Source organism: Marinobacter pelagius, from assembly GCF_900114925.1.
Taxonomy (GTDB): domain Bacteria; phylum Pseudomonadota; class Gammaproteobacteria; order Pseudomonadales; family Oleiphilaceae; genus Marinobacter; species Marinobacter pelagius.
In genome coordinates this window covers 421,323-438,104 of the sequence record NZ_FOUR01000002.1, presented here as the reverse complement: position 1 = coordinate 438,104, position 16,782 = coordinate 421,323, and the positions used below count along the sequence as shown (strand labels likewise).

Genomic DNA, 16,782 nt, shown 5'->3' with positions numbered 1-16,782 from the left:
TCCGGGAATGACACTGTCATGGCAGGGTGAGCAGTGCCCGTGAGTATGACCGGAACCTTACGAATGGATGAGCCGATCGTATTTGCCGTCAGGCTCCTTAAGTTGGATAATGTGCGCCCCTTAAAATTATTCCCAGTGCTAACAGAGGTCCCAACCGTGAGTCACGAACAGATCAACCAGCACCTGTCTAACTGGACGGAAAGAGAATCCACCGCCGAAGCCATGATTCCGCTGATCGGCCGTCTCTACCGCAAGAACAACGTGGTTACGTCCGTTTATGGCCGCGCCATTATCAACCAGTCGGTGATTGATATCATTCGCGCTCACCGGTTCGTGCGTCAGGTGGAAGACAGTGAGCTGTCCGTTCACGACACCCTGCCGATTCTCGAAGCGATGGACAAGCTGGACCTTGGCCGCGCCCACGTCGATATCGGCAAGCTGGCTGTGAAGTTCAAGTCCGAAGGTGGTGATCTGACTGAATTCCTCAAGCGTGAGATCGGTCCGGTGGTTGGCCAGTACCAGTCTCAGTCCGAGGAAGATGCCCACAACGACACCAAGGACGTTGTGCTCTACGGTTTCGGTCGTATCGGCCGACTGCTGGCCCGTATCCTGATCGAGAAGGCCGGTGGCGGCAACAATCTGCGCCTGCGTGCCATCGTGGTTCGTCAGGGCGGCGCCGAGAACGACCTCGAGAAGCGCGCCAGCCTGCTGCGTCGTGATTCTGTCCATGGTCCGTTTGACGGCACCATCACCGTGGACGAGAAAGAATCTGCCCTGATCGCCAACGGCAACTACATCAAGGTGATCTACTCTGACGGTCCGGACAAGGTGGATTACACCCAGTACGACATCCACAACGCCATCGTTATCGATAACACCGGTAAGTGGCGTGACGAGGAGGGCCTGGGTCTGCACCTGAAATCCAAGGGCGTAAGCCGGGTTATCCTGACCGCACCGGGCAAGGGCGACATCAAGAACATCGTCTATGGCATCAACAACGACTGGATCACCGACGAGGACAAGATCCTGTCTGCGGCCTCCTGTACCACCAACGCCATTACGCCGGTACTCAAGGCCATCCACGATGAGTACGGCATCCAGGACGGTCACGTGGAGACCGTGCACTCCTACACCAACGACCAGAACCTGATCGACAACTACCACAAGGGTAGCCGTCGTGGTCGTAGTGCCCCGCTGAACATGGTTATCACCGAGACCGGTGCTGCCAAGGCTGTCGCCAAGGCTCTGCCGGAGCTGAAGGGCAAGCTGAGCGGGAACGCCATCCGGGTACCGACCCCGAACGTCTCCATGGCCATCCTGAACCTGAATCTGGACAAGGATGTTACCGTTGAAGGCGTGAACGAGTACCTGCGCGACATGGCGCTGCACTCCGAGCTGCAGAAGCAGATCGACTTCGTGAACTCTCCGGAAGTGGTTTCCACCGACTTTGTCGGTTCTCGCCACGCCGGCATCGTTGATGCCCAGGCCACCATTGCCAGCGGCAAGCGTCTGATCCTGTACGTGTGGTACGACAACGAGTTCGGCTACAGCGCCCAGGTGGTTCGTTGCGTGAACCAGATGGCGGGTGTGACTTACCCGATCTTCCCGAAGCGCGCACGCGACTAAGGTCGTAGCGCCGATCCGGCGCGCTGTGTTCTGAAGAACCCCGGTAGCCCTGGCTGCCGGGGTTTTTTACTGCTTTTGGGGTATAAAACCATTTGGGTTACTGGTGGAAATAGAATTCCTTAATCTCTATAATTGGCGCGATTTTGGGTATGTCTGGCACCCCGTTTCTCATCTTTTCCTGCGTCAAATGCCCGGCAGCAGATTTTGCTGCGGTATTTGAGTCAAATGGTGCAGCCTTCTGGCGCAATCCCGCCAGGAAATCTGGGCCGCAGGGGCCGGGCGTTGGAAATCCTTAGATAGTTTCTGATGATTGGACGAGGCTAATGATCAAGATCAAAAAAGGCCTGGATCTTCCCATCAGCGGCGCTCCCGAACAGACCATTACAGACGGCAATCCGATTCGCCACGTGGCGTTGATCGGTTTTGACTACACCGGCATGAAGCCGACAATGGCTGTGAAAGAAGGAGACCGTGTCAAGCGCGGGTCGCTGCTGTTCACGGACAAGAAGACCGAAGGCGTTCGTTATACTTCACCCGCTGCCGGCGTGGTGAAAGAAGTCAATCGCGGTGAGCGTCGCGTGTTCCAGTCAATCGTTATCGAAATCGATGGCGATGAGGCTGAGACCTACGCCCGCTACAACGATGCCGACCTTGGTGGTCTGGAGCGTCAGCAGGTTGTCGATAACCTGGTTGAGTCCGGCCTGTGGACAGCGTTCAAGACGCGTCCGTACAGCAAGGTGCCGGAAATCGATTCCGCTCCCCATTCCATTTTCGTTTCCGTGATGGATACCAACCCGCTGGCGGCGGATCCGACAGTCATCATCGGTGAGAATGCCAAGGCCTTCGAAAAGGGGCTGAGCATCATCTCCAAGCTGACCAGCGGCAAGGTTTTCGTCACCGGTAAGCCCGGTTCCGACGTGTCCGTGCCCAAGGCGGACAACATCGAGATCCAGCAGTTTGACGGTGTGCATCCGGCCGGCAATGTGGGTACCCACATCCATTACCTGGACCCCGTTTCTGGCAGCAAGACCGTCTGGTCGATCAACTATCAGGACGTGATCGATATCGCGAAGCTGTTCGAAACCGGTGAAGTGCCGGTCGAGCGCATCGTGGCCATCGGTGGTCCCAAGGCTCTGAAGCCGCGTCTGGTCCGTACCCGCCTGGGTGCCAGCCTTCAGGAACTTCTGGACGGTGAAATTGCCACAGACTGTGAAGTCCGTGCCATCTCCGGTTCGGTGTTCGGTGGTCGTCGTGGTGACGGTCCCTGCGCGTACCTGGGTCGCTTCGCCAATCAGGTTTCCGTGCTGGAAGAACAGACCAAGCGTGAGTTCATGGGCTGGTTGTCTCCGGGTCCGAACAAGTTCTCCGTGCTGAACATCTATCTGTCCAAGCTCAACCCGGGCAAATTGTTCAACTTCACCACCACCACCAACGGCAGTGAGCGGGCCATGGTACCGGTGGGTGCGTATGAGCAGGTCATGCCCCTGGATATCCTGCCGACCCAGCTGCTGCGTTCGCTGATTGTCGGTGATACCGAAATGGCACAGAAACTGGGTGCCCTGGAGTTGGACGAAGAAGATCTGGCGCTGTGCACCTTCGTGTGCCCCGGCAAATATGAATACGGTCCGATTCTCCGAGAGAACCTGACCCGAATCGAGATCGAGGGCTAATACGATGGCAATCCGACAGTTTCTCGATGGAATCGAGCATCACTTTGAAAAAGGCGGCAAGTACGAGCGCTGGTATGCGCTGTACGAAGCCGTCGATACCATTTTCTACTCGCCTTCGAGCGTAACCTCCACCACCTCCCATGTGCGTGACGGCGTAGACCTGAAGCGCATCATGATCACGGTGTGGTTGTGTACCTTCCCGGCCATGTTCTTCGGCATGTGGAACATCGGCTACCAGGCCAACAGCTTCCTGGCGTCCAACCCGGATGCCATGGTGGGTGACGGCGGCCTGCGGACTGCCTTCATCCAGGCCCTGGCGGTAACCGGCGCCGGCGCTGGCATGTGGGATAACTTCGTTTACGGTCTGGCGTACTTCGTGCCCATCTACTTCGTCACCTTCGTGGTGGGTGGTTTCTGGGAAGTGCTGTTCGCCACCGTTCGTCGCCACGAAGTGAACGAAGGTTTCTTCGTGACCTCCGTCCTCTTTGCCCTGATCTGCCCGCCCACCATCCCGCTCTGGCAGGTGGCCCTGGGTATCACCTTCGGCGTAGTGATCGGCAAGGAAGTATTTGGCGGTACCGGCAAGAACTTCCTGAACCCGGCCCTGACCGGTCGTGCGTTCCTGTACTTCGCCTATCCGGCACAGATCTCCGGTGACACCGTCTGGACTGCGGTTGACGGCTTCAGCGGCGCCACTGCCCTGAGCTGGGCGGCTTCCGGAGGCCTGGACGCACTGCAGGAGCAGATCGGCTGGATGAGCGCGTTCATGGGCACTATCCAGGGCTCCATGGGTGAGACTTCCACCCTGGCCATCCTGATCGGCGGACTCATTCTGCTGGTGATGAAGATTGCCTCCTACCGCATCGTTGGCGGCGTGATGATCGGCATGATCGGTATGTCCCTGCTGCTGAATCTGATCGGTTCCGACACCAACCCGATGTTCGCCGTGCCGGCACACTGGCACCTGGTCATGGGTGGTTTCGCCTTCGGCATGATGTTCATGGCCACCGACCCGGTATCTGCCGCCATGACCAACACCGGTCGCTGGTGCTTCGGTATCCTGGTGGGCGTGATGACGGTGCTGATCCGAGTGGTCAACCCGGCGTTCCCGGAAGGCATCATGCTGGCGATCCTGTTCGCCAACCTGTTCGCACCGCTGATGGACCACTACGTGGTTCAGGCCAACATCAAACGGAGGCTTGCTCGTGGCTAAAGCTAAAGATACTGTCTCCAGAACCCTGATGGTTGCGCTGGTGCTGAGTATTGTGTTCTCGGTTGTGGTTTCGACCGCAGCCGTCATGCTCCGTCCGGCGCAGATCCAGAATCAGAACCTGGATATCAAAACCAACATCCTGTCCGCTGCCGGCATGCTGGAGCCTGGCGCCAGTGCCCAGCAGATCGAAGAAATGTTCGAGCGTTTCGACGTGCGACTGGTTGACCTGGATAGCGGCGAGTTCGTGGAGCCTTCCGCCGTTGGCGTTGAAGACCCCATGAAGTACGACATGTACAAGGCGGCTTCTGATCCGCAGATGTCCACCAACATTCCCGCCTCCGAAGACAAGGCCGGCATCAAGCGCCGTCCGAACGTCGCCAAGGTCTACACCCTGAGCGAAAACGGCGAGCTGGTTCGTGTGGTGCTGCCGATTCACGGCTATGGCCTGTGGTCCACCCTGTATGGTTTCATCTCCCTGGAGGGTAACCTCAACACCATCGAAGGTCTCGGCTTCTACGCTCACGCGGAAACTCCGGGCCTGGGTGGTGAAGTGGACAACCCCCGCTGGAAGCAGCAGTGGGTTGGCAAGGAAGTCTACGCCGACAGCCCTAGCGAGCCGCAGATCCAGCTCGTCAAGGGTGGTGTGGGTGCCGATGCCCGTGACAAGGAGCACAAGGTCGATGCGCTCTCGGGTGCAACGCTCACCAGCCGTGGTGTTCAGCAGCTGGTCAACTACTGGATGGGTGAGCGCGGCTTCGCCACGTTCCTGCAAAAACTTCGTGAAGGGGAGGTCTGATCATGGCCGGTTCATCAGCCAAACAGGTTCTCTTCGAACCAATCTTCAGTAACAACCCGATCGCCCTTCAGATCCTCGGTATCTGTTCGGCGCTGGCGGTAACCACCAGCATGAGCGTCAGTATCGTCATGTGTCTGGCGGTTATCGCGGTTACCGCGTTCTCCAACCTGGCGGTTTCCCTGGTCCGTACCCAGATTCCGGGCAGCATCCGGATCATCGTGCAGATGACCATCATTGCCTCCCTGGTAATCGTGGTGGACCAGATCCTCAAGGCCTACGCCTATGAGATCTCCAAGCAGTTGTCGGTATTCGTTGGTCTGATCATCACCAACTGTATCGTCATGGGTCGCGCGGAAGGTTTTGCCATGAACAACCCGCCGCTCCTGAGCTTCCTGGACGGCATCGGTAACGGCCTGGGTTACTCCGTGATCCTGCTGTTCGTAGCCTTCTTCCGGGAACTGCTGGGCGCGGGCTCACTGTTCGGCGTCAGCCTGTTGCCGGTAGTTAACGAGGGTGGCTGGTACGTGCCGAACGGCCTGCTGCTTCTGCCGCCGAGCGCGTTCTTCATCATCGGTCTGGCGATCTGGGGCCTGCGGGTCTGGAAGCCGGAGCAGGTTGAAGAGCCTGACTACAAGATGTCTCGTCACAAAGCCAAGGAGGCCTTCTGATGGAACACTATATCAGCCTTCTGGTTAAGGCCATTTTCGTTGAGAACATGGCGCTGGCCTTCTTCCTGGGGATGTGTACCTTCCTGGCGATCTCCAAGAAGATCGAGGCAGCTACCGGTCTGGGTATCGCCGTTGTTGTGGTACTGACCGTCACCGTGCCGGTCAACAACCTGCTGTATAACACCATCCTGCGTGAAGGCGCCCTTGAGTGGGCCGGTCTGTCCAACGTGGACCTGAGCTTCCTGGGCCTGCTGACATACATCGGTGTTATCGCGGCGATCGTACAGATCATGGAGATGGTACTGGACAAGTACATCCCGGCTCTTTACGCCGCACTGGGTGTGTTCCTGCCGTTGATCACGGTTAACTGCGCCATCCTGGGTGCGTCACTGTTCATGGTTGAGCGTGACTACACCTTTGGCGAGAGTGTGGTATATGGCTTCGGCGCCGGCGTCGGCTGGGCCCTGGCCATCATCGCACTGGCGGGTATCCGTGAGAAACTCAAGTACAGCGACGTTCCGGAAGGTCTGCGTGGCCTGGGCATCACCTTCATTACTGTTGGTCTGATGTCCCTGGGCTTCATGTCCTTCTCCGGTATCTCCCTGTAATTCACCCGGTGATTCGGTTTAACGAAAAGGCGAGACCATGAATACAGAAATTATTCTCGGCGTGGTCATGTTCACCGTTATCGTTCTGGCGCTGGTCGCGATTATCCTCGCGGCCCGCTCCAAGCTGGTAAGCACCGGTGACGTGACCATTGAGATCAACGACGATCCTGAGCATACGCTCAAGACCAGCGCCGGCGGCAAGCTGCTCGGCACCCTGGCCAACAGCGGCATCTACCTGTCTTCTGCCTGTGGTGGTGGCGGTACCTGTGCCCAGTGCAAGTGCAAGGTTCTGGACGGCGGCGGCGCCATGCTGCCTACGGAAAAGACCCACTTCACCAACCGTGAAGAGAAGGAAGGCTGGCGCCTGTCCTGCCAGGTTCCGGTGAAGCAGGACATGAAGATCGAGGTTCCCGAAGAGTTCTTCGGCGTGAAGAAGTGGGAGTGCGAGGTGGTTTCCAACCATAACGTCGCCACCTTCATCAAGGAACTGGTCCTGAAGCTGCCGGAAGGCGAGGAAGTGGACTTCCGTGCCGGCGGTTACGTGCAGCTGGAGTGCCCTCCGTACGAAATCGACTTCAAGGATTTCGATATCGAGGAAGAGTTCCACGAAGACTGGGACAAGCACGACATCTGGCGCTACAAGGCGATCAACAAGGAAGACACCATCCGGGCCTACTCCATGGCGAACTATCCGGAAGAGAAGGGTGTTCTGAAGTTCAACATCCGGATCGCCACGCCGCCTCCTGGTACTGATCATCCGCCGGGCATCATGTCCAGCTACGTGTTCAACCTGAAGCCGGGTGACAAGGTCACCGTTATGGGACCGTTCGGTGAGTTCTTCGCCAAGAAGACCGACGCCGAAATGGTGTTCATCGGCGGTGGTGCCGGTATGGCTCCGATGCGTTCCCACATCTTCGATCAGCTCAAGCGTTTGAACTCCAAGCGCAAGATCAGCTTCTGGTACGGTGCCCGGAGTGTCCGCGAGATGTTCTACGTGGAAGACTTCGACATGCTGCAGGAAGAGAATGAGAACTTCGAGTGGCATGTGGCGCTGTCCGACGCGCTTCCGGAAGACAACTGGGAAGGCCCCACCGGCTTTATCCATAACGTGTTGTATGAAAACTATCTGAAGGACCACCCGGCGCCCGAGGATTGTGAGTACTACATGTGTGGGCCCCCCATCATGAACGCCTCGGTTATCAAGATGCTCAAGGATCTTGGTGTTGAGGACGAGAACATCATGCTGGATGACTTCGGGGGTTAATCTACTCAGATGACATCCTGCATGTTACGACCCGTCAGGGTGGCCCTGGTCAGCACCTTCATGGTGCTGGCCCTGGCCGCTCTGGCGGGTTGTTCGTTTGAGCCCGAGGAAAAAGTCTGGGAAATCTCCGGTGGCGTGTTCGGTACCACGTACCACATCAATGTCGTATTGACCGATGACCAGCAACGTCTGGAGAATCTGGCCGAGGGCATTGAAACAGAACTGGAAAAAGTGGACGCCGCCATGTCGACCTGGCGGGAAGATTCCGAACTGTCGCGACTGAACCGGACTGCCGACCAGAGTGAATGGATCGGGATCTCCGCACCGCTGCACGAAGTTCTCGCCAAGGCGCAGGAGGTGTCTGAACTGACAGGCGGCGCCTTTGATGTGACCGTAGGCCCGGTGGTGAACCTCTGGGGGTTTGGCCCTGAGGCCCGGCCCGAGCAGGTGCCGACTGAGCAGGAGCTGTCCCGGGTATTATCTGCTACCGGCTATGAGAAGCTTGAGCTTCGGGATGAGCCGGCGGGAGTACGGGCAGATAAGCCGCAATACATTGATCTTTCAGCGATTGCGAAAGGCTACGGCGTGGATGCGGTGGCCCGTTACCTCGACAGTGAAGGTGTGAGCGCTTACCTTGTAGAGATTGGCGGTGAAGTCCGTGTGCAGGGACGCAAACCAGGCGGTGATGCCTGGCGGCTGGCCATCGAGCAGCCGGTGTCGGAAGGCCGGGAGGTCAACCGGGTGGTGGCTCTCGAGAGTAAGGCGATGGCAACGTCCGGAGATTATCGTAACTATTACGAATCGGAAGGGCAGCGTTACTCCCATACAATTGACCCTGAGACGGGAAAACCCATCACCCACAATCTCGCCTCGGTGACCGTGCTTGCAGAAGACTGCATGACCGCGGACGCCCTGGCCACCGGCTTCAACGTGATGGGCTTTGAACGGGCTCAGGAGCTGGCAACGCGGGAAAACATCCCCGCCTATTTTATTATCAGGACGGAAAACGGCTTTGAAACACATCAGACGCCGGCCTTTTCCTCCTACGTGATCCAGTAAAGGGAGGGCAACATGGGTACCTTTCTTCTAGTTTTGTTCATCGTGATTGTGCTGGTGGCGGCAATGTCCATCGGCGTCATGTTCGGTCGCAAGCCGATCAGCGGAACCTGTGGCGGCATTGGTGCCCTGGGTATCAGTTCCTCCTGCGATATTTGTGGCGGCAATACCCAGAAGTGCAAGGAAGAGAATGAGCGGCTTGAGAACGAAGCCAAAGGCGCTGATGATCTCGCTTACGATGCTTCCAGCAAGGATCGACACTGATCGGAATGCCGCTGATCCGGGCACAGAATCAATAATCAGAATCAAATTCTCACGACGTAGATAAGGAGTCACTGCGCGCATGGCAGAACATCATTACGACGTCGTCGTTATCGGCGCTGGTCCGTCCGGCGAAGGCGCGGCGATGAATGCGACCAAACACGGCAAACGTGTCGCGATCATCGAAGACAAGCCGACGGTTGGCGGTAACTGCACCCACTGGGGCACCATCCCGTCCAAGGCGCTGCGTCACTCGGTCAAGCAGATCATCACGTTCAACACCAACCAGATGTTCCGTGATATCGGCGAACCGCGTTGGTTCTCCTTCCCGAGGGTTCTGCAGAACGCGCAGAAAGTGATCGGCAAGCAGGTCAAGCTGCGCACCCAGTTCTACTCCCGCAACCGGGTAGACCTGATCAACGGCCGGGCATCGTTCCTGGACCGGAACCGGCTCGAGGTTCGTGGTAACAAGTCGGTCGAAACCCTGCATTTCAAGCAGGCCATCGTAGCCACCGGCTCCCGACCATACCTGCCACCCGATGTGGATTTCCGCCACCACCGGATTTACAACTCCGATACCATCCTGAACCTGTCCCATACCCCGAGGACACTGATCATTTATGGTGCGGGTGTCATCGGTTCCGAGTATGCCTCCATCTTTGCCGGTCTGGGCGTCAAGGTGGACCTGATCAACCCGGGCAGCCGTCTGCTGTCGTTCCTGGATGACGAGATCTCCGACGCGCTGAGCTACCACCTGCGCAACAATGGCGTGCTGGTGCGTCACAACGAGCAATATGAATCTGTGGTGGGTGACGACCACGGCGTGGTGCTGTCGCTGCAGTCCGGCAAGAAGATCCGTGCCGATGCCTTCCTGTGGTGTAACGGCCGGACCGGCAACACCGACAGTCTGAGCCTCGAGAACATCGATCTGGTACCCAACGGCCGCGGTCAGCTCGCCGTGGATGAGCACTACCGGACCGAAGTGGAAAACATCTACGCGGTAGGGGATGTGATCGGCTGGCCCAGCCTGGCCAGCGCGGCCTACGACCAGGGTCGCTCCGCATCCTCGGACATCGTCAAGGATGAATACTTCCGGTTCGTGTCGGATGTGCCGACCGGCATCTACACCATTCCGGAGATCAGTTCCGTGGGCAAAACCGAGCGGGAACTGACGGAAGCGAAGGTGCCCTACGAAGTGGGCCAGGCCTTCTTCAAGGACCTCGCCCGCGCCCAGATCACCGGCGAAGCGGTGGGCATGCTGAAGATCCTGTTCCACCGGGAAACCCGCGAAATCCTGGGTATCCACTGCTTCGGTGACCAGGCCGCCGAGATCGTCCACATCGGCCAGGCCATTATGAACCAGGAAGGGGAGGCCAACTCCCTGAACTACTTCATCAACACCACCTTCAACTACCCGACCATGGCTGAGGCCTACCGGGTGGCGGCGTTGAATGGGCTGAACCGGATTTTCTGAGAAAGTTGGTGGGGTCTGAAGAAAGCCTTCTTCTGACCCCTCTTTCAATTGCGGAGCTTGGCTTTAACTCGGGGGGCTGGTTCCAGATTGGGGTGAGATGAAGGTTTTCATCAGACCCCCGTGCATCGAGTCTAAGTTGGGGTCAGATGAACGAGTTCATCAGACCCCTGTGCCAGGACCCCTGTGCCTTATGCTGAGCTCTCGGTCGAACTCCGGGGTCAGAAGAACGCTTTCTTCTGACCCCATTTTCAATTGCGGAGCTTGGCTTTAACTCGGGGCTGGTTCCAGATTGGGGTCAGATGAAGGGTTTCATCAGACCCCTTTGCATGGGTCTAAGTTGGGGTCAGATGAACGAGTTCATCAGACCCCTGTGCCAAGACCCCTGTGCCGAAGGCCCTGTGGCAGCGGCTCCCTGTGCCTACCCTCAGGCCCGGCCTTCCCCCGGGGTCAGATGAAAGCTTTCATCTGACCCCATCTTCACCTCAGTCCCGGCCTCGGGGCTTGCTTCCTCCCTGACCGGCAACTGCAACAACGCCCGGGCCCGATTATCAAAGAACATCCGGGTACTGGTCGGGTAGTCGGTAATAATGCTGTCGACGCCGAGATCCTCCAGCTGCAGCATGTCGTGGATGCGATTCACGGTCCAGGTGGACACGTGCATCCCGCGGCGATGGGCCAGCTCGACCATGTCCTTGGTCAGGATTTTCCAGTTGGCACAGAAATACTCGCACCCCAGCCGGGTGGCGATGTTCAGTGGCCGGGGGAATTTCCGCTCCGCCACCAGTCCGGTGCGGATTTTCTTGTCGCGGCGCCGGATTTCCCGCAGGAACCAGGGATCGCTGGAGGTCACGGCGGCGCGCTGGTACAGGTCCCGGTGCTGGATGATTTCGGTCAGCCGGTTGCACAGAATATTCAGGCGCTGCCGGGCATCCTTTTTTACCTCAAGCTGCAGGTGCTCCAGGTCATCAAACTGATCCAGCAGCTGCTCCAGGGTCGGAATGCCCACCTTCCTGGGCCAGGACGTGGTGTTCCGGCGTGCATCCATATCCGCCAGTTCGGCTGCGGTGTAATTGCACACCCCGCCTTTGGCGCCGGTGGTGCGGTCCACGGTCAGGTCATGGACCAACACCGGGATGCCGTCCCGGGATAGCACCACGTCCAGCTCGAAATGCCGTATGCCGTGACGGTAGGCGTGAATGAATCCGGGGAGGGTATTCTCCGGCGCCTCTCCCTTGGCGCCCCGGTGCCCGTAAACGATCATTCTGGTGCTGAATCCTTCATTCGTTGGTAAATAGCCTGGCGTTTTTTCCAGGTTTCATGGCACAGGCGGATATCTTCAAGATAGGCCGGCAGTTCGTGCATGAGCAAGGCCTGAGGGCCGTCCACCAGGGCTTTTTCCGGCTTCGGATGGAAGTCCACCAGTACCATGTTGGCACCTGCAATTACCCCTTGGGCGGTGGCATGCTCTACATCGAGAATGCCGTCCGGTGAGGCATCCCGAGTGCCCACCGAATGGGACGGATCCACACACACCGGCATCCGGGTCAGGCGCTTGACCGCCGGTACGTGGGCAAAATCCACCATGTTCCGGTGCGGGTTGCCGGCTTCGGTTTTCATACCGCGCAGGCAGAAAATGACATTGGAGTTGCCTTCACTGGCCAGGTACTCGGCAGCGTTCAGGGACTCGTTCAGGGTAATACCGAAACCGCGCTTGAGCAGCACGGGATAGGTGCTCTGGCGACCAATCGCCTTGAGCAGCTCGAAGTTCTGGGTATTCCGGGTGCCCACCTGCAGCATGACACCGGTGGGGCGGCCCAGCTTCTCCAGACAGGTGTCGATTTCCTCGATGTGGCTCTCGTGGGTGATCTCCATGGCGATCACCTTGATGCCATGCTTGCCCGCCTTCTCGAACACCCATGGCAGACAGCCCTTGCCATGGCCTTGGAACGAATAGGGGTTGGTCCGCGGTTTGTACGCGCCCATACGGGTACAGACTTCGCCATGCTCCTCCACCGCCTTCATCATCATCTCGACGTGCTCGGGCACATCCACGGCGCACAGGCCGGCAAAGACATTCAGGTTCTGCTGGTTGAACTCGACACCGTTGTAGGTGAAGCCGCTCTGGCGCTGGTCATCCTTGTGCCGGCCCAGAATCCGGTAGTCCTCGGAAATGCGGATGGCCCGCTCCACGGCGGGCAGGGCTTCGATTTCCTCCTTGTCCAGGGACTTGGTGTCCCCCAGCAGGTAGATTTCGGTCAGCCGCTGGCTGGCACCCTGCACCTCGTGCACCCGCAGGGACACGTTGGGCAGGTTTTCCAGGTAGTGCATAGTCTGCCGGTAGGCGTCACTGTCCAGCGTGGTGTTGGGATGAAGAATGGCTAGCATGGTATCTCCTTGTATTAACCGGCCCCTTCGGCCCGGTGCCGCGCCTGCATGTATTCCCTGTGGTTAAGATGCAGCAGGTCTGCCATACGGCGAATAAGATGTTCTTCGTATTTGTCGACGCGCCCATCGGCCAGCGCCACGTGCCAGATGCTCTCCAGCAGGGCCTGCTTCTGTTCCTGGTCCAGATGGTCGTTGATCTGCCCGGTAAACTCGTACAGAGACGTAGCGTCCTCGGCGTGGGCGAGGGCATCCTGCAGGATCTCCTCGGCTTCTTCCCGGGTCACCTGGTGAGACTTCACGGCGCAGTCCACGATGGTTTTCAGTTCCCGCTCGTCTTCATCGTTGTCCACCCGGGACAGCTGAACCATCAGGGCCGTCGCTGCGACCGCGAGCTGATGGGCGTCCGGCTTGACCGGTTCGGAGTCGGGAACGGCAAACAGTTTTTTCAGGCGCTCGATCATGATCCGTTACTTCGGTTGTTGGTTCGCTCAGGCCGCGCGGGCCAGTTGGCGCACCCGGTTCTCCAGCTCGATCTGGTCAGCCGTGAACCGGCGGATGCCATCGGCCAGCTTCTCGGTGGCCATCGCGTCCTCGTTGGATTCCCAGCGGAACAGTTTCTCGTCGATGGAACCGAACCGGTCGCTGGTGTTGGCGTTGTCCGGGTGCAGCTGACGGTCGAGGGCGCCGGCATCGTCCTGCAATTCCTGCAACAGGGCAGGGCTGATGGTCAGCTTGTCACAGCCGGCCAGCATCTCGATCTCACCGGTATTACGGAAACTGGCGCCCATCACCACGGTATTGAAGCCGTTGGCCTTGTAGTAATTGTAGATCCTGCTGACGGAGAGTACGCCCGGATCTTCGTGGGCCGGGTAGCTGTCGCGCCCGCTGTTGGCCAAGTGCCAGTCCAGGATACGACCGACGAACGGCGAAATCAGGTGAGCGCCCGCCTGCGCACAGGCTGCAGCCTGGATGAAAGAGAACAACAAGGTCAGGTTGCAGCGGATGCCTTCCTTCTCCAGCTGCTCGGCGGCGCGAATACCTTCCCAGGTGGAGGCAATCTTGATCAGCACCCGGCTGGAATCCACGCCCTGGCGATCATAGAACTCGATCAGGCGACGGGCCCGCTCCAGGGTGCCAGCGGTATCGAAAGACAAACGGGCATCCACTTCGGTGGAGACCAGGCCCGGTATCAGGTTCAGGATTTCCCGGCCAGCCAGCACCGCCAGCATATCGGTAGCTACGGTAAGCTGTTCCGCATCGGAACCACCGTGGCGCCGGGCTTCCGCCACCGCCTTGTCCAGCATCGGCCGATAGGCCTCGGAGGCGGCCGCTTTAAGCAGCAATGACGGGTTGGTGGTGGCATCTTCCGGGCGCCATTTGGCGATGGCGTCAATATCGCCCGTGTCGGCTACCACTGTGGTCATGGTCTTCAGTTGGTCAAGCTTGCTGGTCATTCGTCCTGTCGTCCCGGTTGTACGTTGTTTCGGGCATCCATCTCCGGGATGCCGGTGTTTTCCCTACAATAACGGGCTGTTCTGACAGGAACAAGACAACTAAAGGTTAGCTTTCGGCAACAGTCGCCGGCTCAGGCATCCGGACCCTGGCCAATGCCGCCTGGATGACCTCCAGACCACTACCGTGCTTGTGGGCATTCTCGCTGATATGGCGCCGGAACTGGCGCCCGCCGGGCATGCCATGGAACAGCCCCATGATGTGTCGGGAAATGTGGGTGAGGTACACGCCCCGGTCCAGTTCCTGCTGGATGAACGGGAACATGGCCCGCAGGGCTTCATGGCGATTTGCCACAGGTGCCGGCTCACCAAAGAACTCTGTGTCCACCCCCGCAAGCAGCCACGGGTTGTGATAGGCCTCGCGGCCGAGCATCACGCCATCGGTGTGGCGCAGATGCTCATGGCATTCCTCGAAGGTCTTGATGCCGCCGTTGATGATGATCTCAAGGTGCGGGTAACGCTCCTTCAGCCGGTAGACCCAGTCGTACTTCAGCGGCGGAATGTCCCGGTTCTCCTTGGGGCTGAGCCCCTCCAGAATCGCGATGCGGGCATGCACGATGAAGGTACGGCAGCCGGCGGCGGAAACCTTGTCGATGAACTCGCACAGCTCGTCCCAGGACTCCCGACCATTGATGCCGATCCGGTGCTTGACCGTCACCGGCAAATCCGTGGCGGCAATCATAGCCGCCACCGCCTCGGCCACCTTGTCCGGATGGCCCATCAGGCAGGCGCCGATCATGTTGTTCTGGACCCGGTCACTGGGGCAGCCAACATTCAGGTTCACCTCGTCGAAACCGAACTGCTCAGCCAGCTTTGCACAGTGGGCCAGTTCACCCGGATCGCTGCCGCCAAGCTGCAGGGCGAGGGGATACTCGGAGGGATCATGGCGCAGGAAACGCTCGGTATCGCCGTGGATCAGGGCACCGGTGGTTACCATTTCTGTATACAGCAGCGCACGCTTGCTCAGGATCCGGGCCAGGTAGCGGAAGTGCGGTGTGGTCCAGTCCATCATCGGTGCCACGCAGAAACGGCGGGACGGGCCGGTGTTGTGGCGAACGGCATCCAATGTGGGGGCTTCGGACATTTCGGTAACCTATCTACGGAAAACAGTTGTCAGTACGAAAATCTGAGCGCCGTAGTTTAACAGGGTTGGCAGGGTGTTTGCCGTAAGGCTTTGGCGAAGTCTCATTGCCCGCTGCGCAACCCTGGATGCTTGATCTTCAGGGTACCAGCCGTTCCACAATCTCCGCCGCTGAATGCTCCCGACATCCCGACGCGTTCTGCCCACACCACAAGGGTGAAAAGTCTCCGGAACAGGTAGCTTCGGCCGCAGCCCGAAGTGGCGCAATGGCGCTCGTGGCCAGGGGAAACTCGGGCGCCTCAGGAGATATCGGACCCAGTTCCCGCATCACTCGGTTCACAATACCCCGGGCCGGCCCGCCTGAGAACAGGTTGGTCATCGCGGTATGCCGGGCCTGGCGGCTTTTCAGTGCTTCCCGGTGCACCGGTTTGGTGGTCGCCTCCGGGCAGAGCAAAAAGGCTGTTCCCACCTGGGCGGCGACGGCGCCAAGATCCAGAGCGGCTTTCACGCCCCGGGCATCGGCAATGCCGCCGGCAGCAATCACCGGTATCTTCACGGCAGCGACAATCTGGGGCAGCAGAGCAAAGGTGCCCATCTGCGTGGTCATGTCCTTGGTCAGGAAAATTCCTCGGTGGCCACCGGCCTCAAGGCCCTGGGCAATGATGGCGTCGGCACCGTGCTCCTCCAGCCAGAGAGCCTCCTCCACCGTGGTCGCAGTTGACAGGATCCTGGCGCCTGCCTTCCGCACCCGTTCAACCAGTGCAGGCTCCGGCAGACCGAAATGAAAACTGATCACCGCCGGGCGGAATTCCTCCACCACAGCAGCGGTTTCTTCATTGAACGGCATCCGCCCCGGCCCCGAAGTTATGGAATCTGGATCGATACCGAATTCCCGGTAATAGGGCGCCAGCGCCTGTCGCCACCTCCGTTCGCTGTCCGTATCCGGTGTTGGCGGCGTGTGGGCGAAGAAATTGAGGTTGAAAGGCCTGTCGGTGGCAGCTTTCAAGGCGTCAAGTTCAGATCGGAGCGCCTCCGGGCTAAGCATGGCGCAAGGCAGCGAGCCCAGTCCTCCGGCATTCGAGACGGCGGCAGCCAGTCTGTGATCCTGAACGCCGGCCATGGGTGCCTGGATAATGGGAAGTTGTATGCCGAGAAAGTCTTTCATATTC

At 58.9% G+C, this 16,782-nt stretch carries 16 protein-coding genes; 10 read left to right on the top strand and 6 right to left on the bottom strand.

Annotation, left to right across the window (positions count from 1 at the left end):
- Positions 1 to 156: 156 nt before the first annotated feature.
- The 10 genes from BM254_RS06230 to sthA all read left to right on the top strand — a co-directional run bounded on the left by BM254_RS06230 (position 157) and on the right by sthA (position 10,636).
- The gene (locus tag BM254_RS06230; protein ID WP_092000304.1) at positions 157 to 1,626 is read left to right on the top strand and encodes a glyceraldehyde-3-phosphate dehydrogenase; all 1,470 of its coding nucleotides are present in this window, start codon (positions 157 to 159) and stop codon (positions 1,624 to 1,626) included.
- A 323-nt stretch (positions 1,627 to 1,949) separates the two neighbouring features.
- On the top strand, positions 1,950 to 3,296 hold the full coding sequence (locus tag BM254_RS06225) for a Na(+)-translocating NADH-quinone reductase subunit A (protein ID WP_092000301.1): 1,347 nt from the start codon (positions 1,950 to 1,952) through the stop codon (positions 3,294 to 3,296).
- 4 nt (positions 3,297 to 3,300) lie between these two features.
- The gene (locus BM254_RS06220) at positions 3,301 to 4,509 is read left to right on the top strand and encodes an NADH:ubiquinone reductase (Na(+)-transporting) subunit B (RefSeq protein ID WP_092000298.1); all 1,209 of its coding nucleotides are present in this window, start codon (positions 3,301 to 3,303) and stop codon (positions 4,507 to 4,509) included.
- A complete protein-coding gene (locus BM254_RS06215; protein WP_092000295.1) occupies positions 4,502 to 5,305 on the top strand; it encodes a Na(+)-translocating NADH-quinone reductase subunit C in 804 nt (267 codons plus the stop codon). Before BM254_RS06220 ends, BM254_RS06215 begins: the two co-directional genes overlap by 8 nt.
- A gap of 2 nt (positions 5,306 to 5,307) precedes the next feature.
- On the top strand, positions 5,308 to 5,973 hold the full coding sequence (locus tag BM254_RS06210; protein ID WP_092000292.1) for an NADH:ubiquinone reductase (Na(+)-transporting) subunit D: 666 nt from the start codon (positions 5,308 to 5,310) through the stop codon (positions 5,971 to 5,973).
- Positions 5,973 to 6,581 carry an NADH:ubiquinone reductase (Na(+)-transporting) subunit E gene (nqrE, locus tag BM254_RS06205; protein ID WP_092000289.1) on the top strand — a complete coding sequence of 203 codons (609 nt, stop codon included), beginning with the start codon at positions 5,973 to 5,975 and terminating at the stop codon, positions 6,579 to 6,581. The genes BM254_RS06210 and nqrE overlap by 1 nt, the downstream gene beginning before the upstream one ends.
- A gap of 37 nt (positions 6,582 to 6,618) precedes the next feature.
- Entirely contained in the window at positions 6,619 to 7,845 is a 1,227-nt protein-coding gene (gene nqrF, locus BM254_RS06200) for an NADH:ubiquinone reductase (Na(+)-transporting) subunit F (protein ID WP_092000286.1), read from the top strand.
- 9 nt (positions 7,846 to 7,854) lie between these two features.
- Entirely contained in the window at positions 7,855 to 8,904 is a 1,050-nt protein-coding gene (locus BM254_RS06195) for an FAD:protein FMN transferase (RefSeq protein ID WP_092000283.1), read from the top strand.
- A 12-nt stretch (positions 8,905 to 8,916) separates the two neighbouring features.
- Positions 8,917 to 9,165, top strand: a complete 249-nt coding sequence (nqrM, locus tag BM254_RS06190) for a (Na+)-NQR maturation NqrM (protein WP_092000280.1) — start codon at positions 8,917 to 8,919, stop codon at positions 9,163 to 9,165.
- Positions 9,166 to 9,244: 79 nt separating this feature from the next.
- Complete coding sequence (sthA, locus tag BM254_RS06185; RefSeq protein ID WP_092000276.1) at positions 9,245 to 10,636, top strand: Si-specific NAD(P)(+) transhydrogenase; 1,392 nt, start codon at positions 9,245 to 9,247, stop codon at positions 10,634 to 10,636.
- A 424-nt stretch (positions 10,637 to 11,060) separates the two neighbouring features.
- On the opposite strand, the gene BM254_RS06180 is transcribed toward sthA, so the two are convergent.
- The 6 genes from BM254_RS06180 to BM254_RS06155 form a co-directional block, all read right to left on the bottom strand.
- Positions 11,061 to 11,897 (bottom strand): glycerophosphodiester phosphodiesterase, encoded by an 837-nt coding sequence (locus tag BM254_RS06180; RefSeq protein ID WP_092000273.1) that lies wholly within the window; start codon positions 11,895 to 11,897, stop codon positions 11,061 to 11,063.
- The gene (locus tag BM254_RS06175; RefSeq protein ID WP_092000271.1) at positions 11,894 to 13,021 is read right to left on the bottom strand and encodes a hypothetical protein; all 1,128 of its coding nucleotides are present in this window, start codon (positions 13,019 to 13,021) and stop codon (positions 11,894 to 11,896) included. Before BM254_RS06175 ends, BM254_RS06180 begins: the two co-directional genes overlap by 4 nt.
- A gap of 14 nt (positions 13,022 to 13,035) precedes the next feature.
- Positions 13,036 to 13,482 (bottom strand): tellurite resistance TerB family protein, encoded by a 447-nt coding sequence (locus BM254_RS06170; RefSeq protein WP_092000268.1) that lies wholly within the window; start codon positions 13,480 to 13,482, stop codon positions 13,036 to 13,038.
- Between the two features lie 27 nt (positions 13,483 to 13,509).
- On the bottom strand, positions 13,510 to 14,475 hold the full coding sequence (gene tal / locus BM254_RS06165; RefSeq protein WP_092000264.1) for a transaldolase: 966 nt from the start codon (positions 14,473 to 14,475) through the stop codon (positions 13,510 to 13,512).
- Between the two features lie 106 nt (positions 14,476 to 14,581).
- Positions 14,582 to 15,616 carry a tRNA dihydrouridine(20/20a) synthase DusA gene (dusA, locus tag BM254_RS06160; RefSeq protein ID WP_092000261.1) on the bottom strand — a complete coding sequence of 345 codons (1,035 nt, stop codon included), beginning with the start codon at positions 15,614 to 15,616 and terminating at the stop codon, positions 14,582 to 14,584.
- Positions 15,617 to 15,752: 136 nt separating this feature from the next.
- Entirely contained in the window at positions 15,753 to 16,778 is a 1,026-nt protein-coding gene (locus tag BM254_RS06155) for an NAD(P)H-dependent flavin oxidoreductase (protein ID WP_092000258.1), read from the bottom strand.
- Positions 16,779 to 16,782: the final 4 nt, after the last annotated feature.